The following is a 6,160-nucleotide window of genomic DNA, read 5'->3' as shown; positions in this document are numbered from 1 at the left end:
CAGCCAGGCCGATCGCTGGATCAGTTCACAACTGCAACGGGTCGAGGCCGACGTGGCCAAAGGCTTTGCCGAATACCGTCTGGACAATGTGGCCAACACCATCTATGACTTCGTCTGGAACGAATTCTGTGACTGGTACCTCGAAATCGCCAAAGTGCAGATCAACACCGGCAACGAAGCGCAACAACGCGCCACGCGCCGCACCCTGATCCGCACGCTCGAGACCATCATGCGTTTGGCGCACCCCATCATCCCGTTCATCACCGAAGAACTCTGGCAAAAAGTGTCGGTGGTCGCGGGTCTTCCGGGTGAGTCGGTCAGCATCGCGGCCTACCCCGTGAGCCAACCCGATCGCATTGACGAAGCTGCTGAGGCCCACGTGGCCAAGCTTAAGACGCTGGTGGACGCCTGCCGCAACCTGCGTGGCGAGATGAATGTCTCGCCCGCCACCCGCATGCCCCTTTATGTGCTGGGCGACACCGCCTTCATGCACAGCGTTGCACCGGTGCTGCAATCGCTGGCCAAGCTCAGCGAAGTCAAAGTCTTTGAGACCGAGGCCGAGTGGATCGCTGCCGCACAAGCCGCACCCGTGGCCGTGGTCGGCGAAGCGCGTTTGTGCCTGTTCATCGAGGTGGATGCGGCCGCAGAAAAAATCCGCCTGACCAAAGAAGCCGCTCGTCTGGAAGGCGAAATCACCAAGGCCAACGCCAAGCTCGGCAACGAAGCCTTTGTGGCCAAAGCCCCGCAAGCGGTGCTGGACGAGACCCGGAAACGCGTCGCCGACTTCGGCGCCACGCTCGACAAAATTCGCCAGCAATTGCAACGCCTGAGCTGATCGCCTGCACACCAAGGACATCCCCATGAGTCACAACGTCATCCGCAAAGCCGTGTTCCCCGTCGCGGGCCTTGGCACCCGCTTTTTGCCCGCCACCAAAGCCGCGCCCAAAGAGATGCTGCCGGTGGTGGACAAACCGCTGATTCAGTATGCGGTGGAAGAAGCCTATGCGGCCGGTGTGCGCCACATGATCTTTGTCACAGGCCGCAGCAAGCGCGCCATCGAAGACCACTTTGACACCGCTTACGAGCTCGAAAACGAACTCGAAGCCGCGCACAAAGACGAATTATTGGCCCTAGTGCGCTCGGTGCAACCTGACGACATGGTGTGCGCCTATGTGCGCCAAAACCGCATGTTGGGCCTGGGACACGCGGTGTTGTGCGCCGAGCCCTTGGTGGGCAATGAGCCTTTTGCTGTGCTGCTGGCCGATGACCTGATGGTCAACCAGGGGCCGTCCATCTTGTCCCAAATGGTTGACGCTTACACCAAGCAAGGCCGCTCGGTTTTGGCCGTTCAAGAGGTGCCACTCGACCAGGTCAAGCGCTATGGCATCGTCGCTGGTGAGTCGGCCGGCAAACAGCTCATTCGTGTCGAACAAATTGTGGAAAAACCCAGCCCCGACCAAGCGCCCTCACGCATGGGCGTGGCAGGTCGCTACATTTTGACGCCGGGCATTTTTGACGAGATCCGCAACCAGCCCTCGGGGGTGGGCGGCGAAATCCAGCTGACCGATGCGATTGCCCGCCTATTGCAACGTGAAGCGGTTTATGCCTTCCAATACCAAGGCAAGCGCTACGACTGCGGCAGCAAGGAAGGCTTTTTGGAAGCCACGGTGGAACTGGCTTTACAACACCCCCAAGTGGGCGAATCGTTCCGCAATTACCTCAAAGGCTTGAACCTCTGATCACGTTCAGCGGCGTTTGAGTGCAAACACAAACGCGGTATCGGTCTTTTCCTGCAACAGCAAATCATTGCCCGTCTGACGTGCAAAGGCTTCAAAGTCGCGCCAAGCACCAGGGTCGGTGGCGGTCACTTTGAGCACCTGACCGCTGCTCATCTCGTTCAGGGCCTTTTTGGCTTTCAAAATCGGCAAGGGGCAATTCAAGCCACTGGTGTCAATTTCTTTGTCGATGTGCATCATGTGCCCTGATTTTGTTCTTGGCTTTGCGCGGCACGCTCTTCCCATGTCATGAATTTCGGCTCGATGCCGATGGTGCGCAGCCAGTCGCCTAAGGCGTAACCGGTGCCTGCGGGCCAGCAAATCAGGTCCTTGAAATCGAACATCTTGTACTCGGCCAACTCGGGTGACAAACGCACCTCGCCTTCGGCCACCGCATGGTAGGCAATGATGACCTGGTTCATGCGCTGAAAGTCGTACACGCCAATCAGCTTGAGGGCCGTCACCTTCAGGTTGGTTTCTTCGGCAATCTCGCGCGTGATGCCTTCTTCAGGCGTTTCGCCCGCTTCCATGAAGCCCGTGATCAGCGCAAAACGCCGCCCAGGCCATGCCGCATTGCGGGCCAACAAAATCTGGTCGCCCACTTGAACGATGCCCGCCAGCACAGGCGTGGGGTTGTTCCAGTGGGTGAAGTCGCAGGCGGTGCAACGCAGGCGCAGGGTCTCGCCCCCGTCTTCCATTTGCAAAAGCCAGGCCAGAGGGTTGGCACACATCGGACAAAAGCGGTATTCAGCCATAAGGCATCCTCAAATCAGGCGGGGAAAACGCCCGTGGACAAATAGCGGTCACCGCGATCGCAGACGATGAACACGATGGTGGCGTTTTGCGCCGTCTTGGCCACTTGCTGGGCCACCCAGCAAGCCCCTGCAGCCGAGATGCCGGCAAAGATGCCTTCGGTCCTGGCCATCTGGCGGCAGGTTTCCTCGGCGTCGTTTTGGCTCACGTAAATCAGTTCATCCACATGGCTGGGGTCGTAAATTTTGGGCAAGTACTCTTGCGGCCACTTGCGGATGCCCGGAATGCGGGAGCCCTCACTGGGCTGGGCACCGATGATGCGGATGGCCGGGTTCTTTTCTTTCAAGTAACGCGAGACCCCTGTGATGGTGCCGGTGGTGCCCATGGCACTGACAAAGTGGGTGACTTTGCCGCCGGTCTGCTCCCAGATCTCCGGTCCGGTGGTTTCGTAATGGATGCGAGGGTTATCGGCGTTGGCAAATTGATCGAGGATGCGACCCTTGCCTTGCACCGCCATGTTGTCGGCCAAGTCACGGGCGTATTCCATGCCGCCGCTCTTGGGGGTCAGGATCAACTCGGCCCCAAAAGCCTTCATGGTCTGGGCGCGTTCAATCGACAGGTCCTCGGGCATGATCAAGACCATGCGGTAACCCTTGATGGCCGCGGCCATGGCCAGCGCAATGCCGGTGTTGCCCGATGTGGCCTCGATCAAGGTGTCGCCCGGCTTGATCTCGCCGCGCTCTTCGGCCCGGCGGATCATGGACAAAGCAGGCCTGTCTTTCACGGATCCAGCCGGGTTGTTGCCCTCGAGCTTGCCCAAAATCACGTTGCCTCGCGCAGCGCAATCCGCTGCTCCCAATCGCTGCAAAGCCACCAATGGCGTTTTGCCGATCGCATCTTCAATGGTTGGATAAATCATCCCAATAATGTGCCATAATTCGGGTCTTCACAAATACCGCCCGGGTGGTGAAATTGGTAGACTCAGGGGACTCAAAATCCCCCGCCGCAAGGCGTGCCGGTTCGAGTCCGGCCCCGGGCACCAGAGCATAGCCGCAAGTTCCAGTAACTTGCGGCTTTTTTCTTGGCCGCTTCACTGGCTTACCTTGCCGTCAATCAATCCCCGCACTCCACCGATCGTTCCAATTGCGCTCAATCTGCCGGCGGTCGCGTTTGGTGGGGCGGCCTTGTTCGATGCTGAGCGCGGGCTCACGGGCCAAGCGGTTTTGCTCGGCAGCCTTTTGACGGGCTTCGATGCTCTCTGGCGTTTCTGTGTACAGCAGCTGAGCCACGGGAGCCGGGCCGCGCACGCCGCTCAAACCTTGCACCACCACCGTTCGCTCCACCGAACCTTGGCGCAAACACACCGTATCGCCGGGTTTGACTTCTTTGGACGGCTTGGCATCCTGGCCATTGACCTGCACGCGGTTTTTGCCAATTTCCTCACTGGCCAGGCTGCGGGTTTTGTAAAAACGTGCCGCCCACAACCACTTGTCGATGCGCAAGGAAATCATCCCGCCCCCGAAAACAAAGCGCCCTGCGGGCTTAAGCCTTCACGCACATGCGGATAACGCAACTGCAGACGCAGCTCCTGCTTCATGCGGGTGTTGTCCAGGCGCCTAGACTCGCTCATGAAGCTCAGCAGCATCAGGGGCAACGCGGTGTTGGCATCGTCACGAGAAATACGAGGCGGTTTTGGCAAACCGTAAAGGCTGGCGGCCAGGTCAAAGTAGTCGCCCATTTTCAAATCGGTGTCGTCAGTGACATTGACCACCCGCTGGGGCTTGCCGCGCCACAAAGCTGCTGCGCAGGCGCGAGCCAGGTCGTTGGCATGGATGTGGTTGGTGTACACATCTTCTTTGGCCACCAACACGGGCGTGCCCCTTTGCAGGCGCTCGCGGGGCGTGCCGCCTTCGCGGTCGGGGGCGTAAATGCCGGGAATGCGCAAAATGCTCACGCGCACACCGCTGCGCCCCAAAAAACGCATCAGATTTTCGGCATCGACACGGCGCTGAGCTCGGGGCGTGTGGGGATTCACGGTACGCGTTTCATTGACCCGCTGGCCACCGCAATCGCCATAAACGCCCGTGGTGGAGCCATAGACCAGCGCCTGTGGAGGCGTGCGCAAACGCAAAGCACGCACCAGTGCCAAGCTGCGGGGGTCGCGGTCCGACGCGCCTTGGCGGTCGGTGGGCGGCGGCGCCAAATGAATCACCCGGTGCGCGATGCCGCCCAAGCGTTTCAATCTGGCCGCATCGTCCAAATTGCCCAGCAAAGGGGTGATGCCGCAGGCCCGCAGCAAGCGCACACGTTCGGGTGAAGAAGTCAGCGCCATCAGGCGCACACGTTGGCTTTGTGGTGCACCCAACTGGCCGGCTGTGCGCAAGCCCACATCGCCACAGCCCACGATCAAGACACGTTGACGGCGAAAGCGGGCGGGCAAGGCGCCCAAAGGGGTTTGGTTTGAGGGCAAAATCAGGGGTTCCGGGTCACATTCACGCCCTGTAGGATAACCAAAAGATGAGCTTTCAAATTTCTGTGCAGCCCAGCGGCCGCAGCTTTATTGCCGACGGCAACGAAACCCTGCTGGCCGCTGGCATTCGTCAAGGCATAGGCTTGCCCTATGGCTGCAAAGACGGCGCTTGCGGTTCGTGCAAATGCAAAAAAATCTCGGGCACCGTGGTGCACGGCCCTCACCAAGCCAAAGCCCTGAGCGACGAAGAAGAAGCCCAAGGCCTGGTGTTGACCTGCTGCGCCACCGCCCAAAGCGATGTGGTGCTGGAGTCCAAGCAAGTGACCGCTGAAGGTGGCTTGCCCGTCAAGAAGATGCCGGTGCGCGTGGTCAGTCTGGATAAAAAATCACACGACGTGATCGTGATGAAACTCCAATTGCCCGCCAACGACATGATGAAGTTCCACGCCGGCCAGTACATCGAGTTTTTGCTGCGTGACGGCTCTCGCCGCAGCTACAGCATGGCCAATGCCCCACACACCCTCGAAATCGCCCCACCCACGGTAGAACTGCACATTCGCCACATGCCCGGCGGCAAGTTCACCGATCCGGTGTTCACCACCATGAAAGAAAAAGACATCCTGCGTGCCGAAGGCCCGTACGGCAGCTTTTACCTGCGTGAGGGCAGCGATAAGCCCATGGTGCTGTTGGCCTCGGGCACGGGTTTTGCGCCCATCAAGGCGCTGATCGAGCACATGCAGCACCGCGGTATCAACCGCACAGCCACGCTGTACTGGGGCGGCCGCCGCCCAGCTGATCTGTACATGGCCGACTGGATCGAAGCCCGCTTGGCCGAGATGCCCAACCTGCGCTATGTGCCGGTGATCTCGAACGCCGAAGCCGAAGACCAATGGAATGGCCGCACCGGTTTTGTACACCAGGCCGTGTTGCAGGACTTTCCTGACTTATCGGGTCACCAGGTCTATGCCTGCGGTGCGCCCATCGTGGTGGACTCGGCCAAACGCGACTATGTGGCGCAAGGTGGTTTGCCTGAGGAAGAGTTTTATGCCGACTCGTTCACGTCCGAGGCCGATAAGGCCAAGGGCTGAGCTCTTGACTCCGATGCCGCTCCCTGTAGGTCGGAGCTTTAGCTCCGACACTTTGGGTTTCTGCCGAGGTTCAC

General features: G+C 59.7%; 8 protein-coding genes and 1 tRNA gene. 4 read left to right on the top strand and 5 right to left on the bottom strand.

The annotated features are described in order from the left end of the window. Positions 1–835 (top strand): class I tRNA ligase family protein (locus ABWQ00_RS04855; RefSeq protein WP_353237542.1); only part of this gene is annotated, 835 nt, incomplete at its 5' end. 25 nt (positions 836–860) lie between these two features. After that, on the top strand, positions 861–1,739 hold the full coding sequence (gene galU, locus ABWQ00_RS04850; protein ID WP_353237541.1) for a UTP--glucose-1-phosphate uridylyltransferase GalU: 879 nt from the start codon (positions 861–863) through the stop codon (positions 1,737–1,739). A gap of 6 nt (positions 1,740–1,745) precedes the next feature. Here galU and ABWQ00_RS04845 read toward each other — a convergent pair whose 3' ends face one another. The 3 genes from ABWQ00_RS04845 to cysM are packed head-to-tail and all read right to left on the bottom strand — an operon-like array spanning position 1,746 to position 3,447. Beyond that, positions 1,746–1,973: a sulfurtransferase TusA family protein gene (locus ABWQ00_RS04845; protein WP_026039323.1), complete on the bottom strand. Its 228-nt coding sequence runs from the start codon at positions 1,971–1,973 to the stop codon at positions 1,746–1,748. After that, a complete protein-coding gene (locus tag ABWQ00_RS04840) occupies positions 1,973–2,530 on the bottom strand; it encodes an NUDIX domain-containing protein (RefSeq protein ID WP_353237540.1) in 558 nt (185 codons plus the stop codon). Before ABWQ00_RS04840 ends, ABWQ00_RS04845 begins: the two co-directional genes overlap by 1 nt. Before the next feature lie 14 nt (positions 2,531–2,544). Then, positions 2,545–3,447 (bottom strand): cysteine synthase CysM, encoded by a 903-nt coding sequence (gene cysM, locus ABWQ00_RS04835; protein WP_353237539.1) that lies wholly within the window; start codon positions 3,445–3,447, stop codon positions 2,545–2,547. A gap of 38 nt (positions 3,448–3,485) precedes the next feature. Between cysM and ABWQ00_RS04830 the strand changes: the two genes are divergently transcribed. Beyond that, positions 3,486–3,570, top strand: a tRNA-Leu gene (locus ABWQ00_RS04830). A gap of 67 nt (positions 3,571–3,637) precedes the next feature. Here the strand turns inward: ABWQ00_RS04830 and ABWQ00_RS04825 are convergent. Beyond that, complete coding sequence (locus ABWQ00_RS04825) at positions 3,638–4,039, bottom strand: RNA-binding S4 domain-containing protein (RefSeq protein WP_353237538.1); 402 nt, start codon at positions 4,037–4,039, stop codon at positions 3,638–3,640. Continuing rightward, complete coding sequence (locus tag ABWQ00_RS04820) at positions 4,036–4,998, bottom strand: SDR family oxidoreductase (protein WP_353237537.1); 963 nt, start codon at positions 4,996–4,998, stop codon at positions 4,036–4,038. The genes ABWQ00_RS04825 and ABWQ00_RS04820 overlap by 4 nt, the downstream gene beginning before the upstream one ends. A 47-nt stretch (positions 4,999–5,045) precedes the next feature. On the opposite strand from ABWQ00_RS04820, the gene ABWQ00_RS04815 reads away from it, so the two are divergent. Continuing rightward, a complete protein-coding gene (locus ABWQ00_RS04815) occupies positions 5,046–6,086 on the top strand; it encodes a CDP-6-deoxy-delta-3,4-glucoseen reductase (protein WP_353237536.1) in 1,041 nt (346 codons plus the stop codon). Positions 6,087–6,160 lie beyond the last annotated feature (74 nt).

This window comes from Limnohabitans sp., from assembly GCF_040400975.1.
GTDB lineage: Bacteria > Pseudomonadota > Gammaproteobacteria > Burkholderiales > Burkholderiaceae_C > Limnohabitans_A.
Note: the sequence above shows the minus strand (reverse complement) of the source record. Positions and strands in the feature narration are given on the sequence as shown.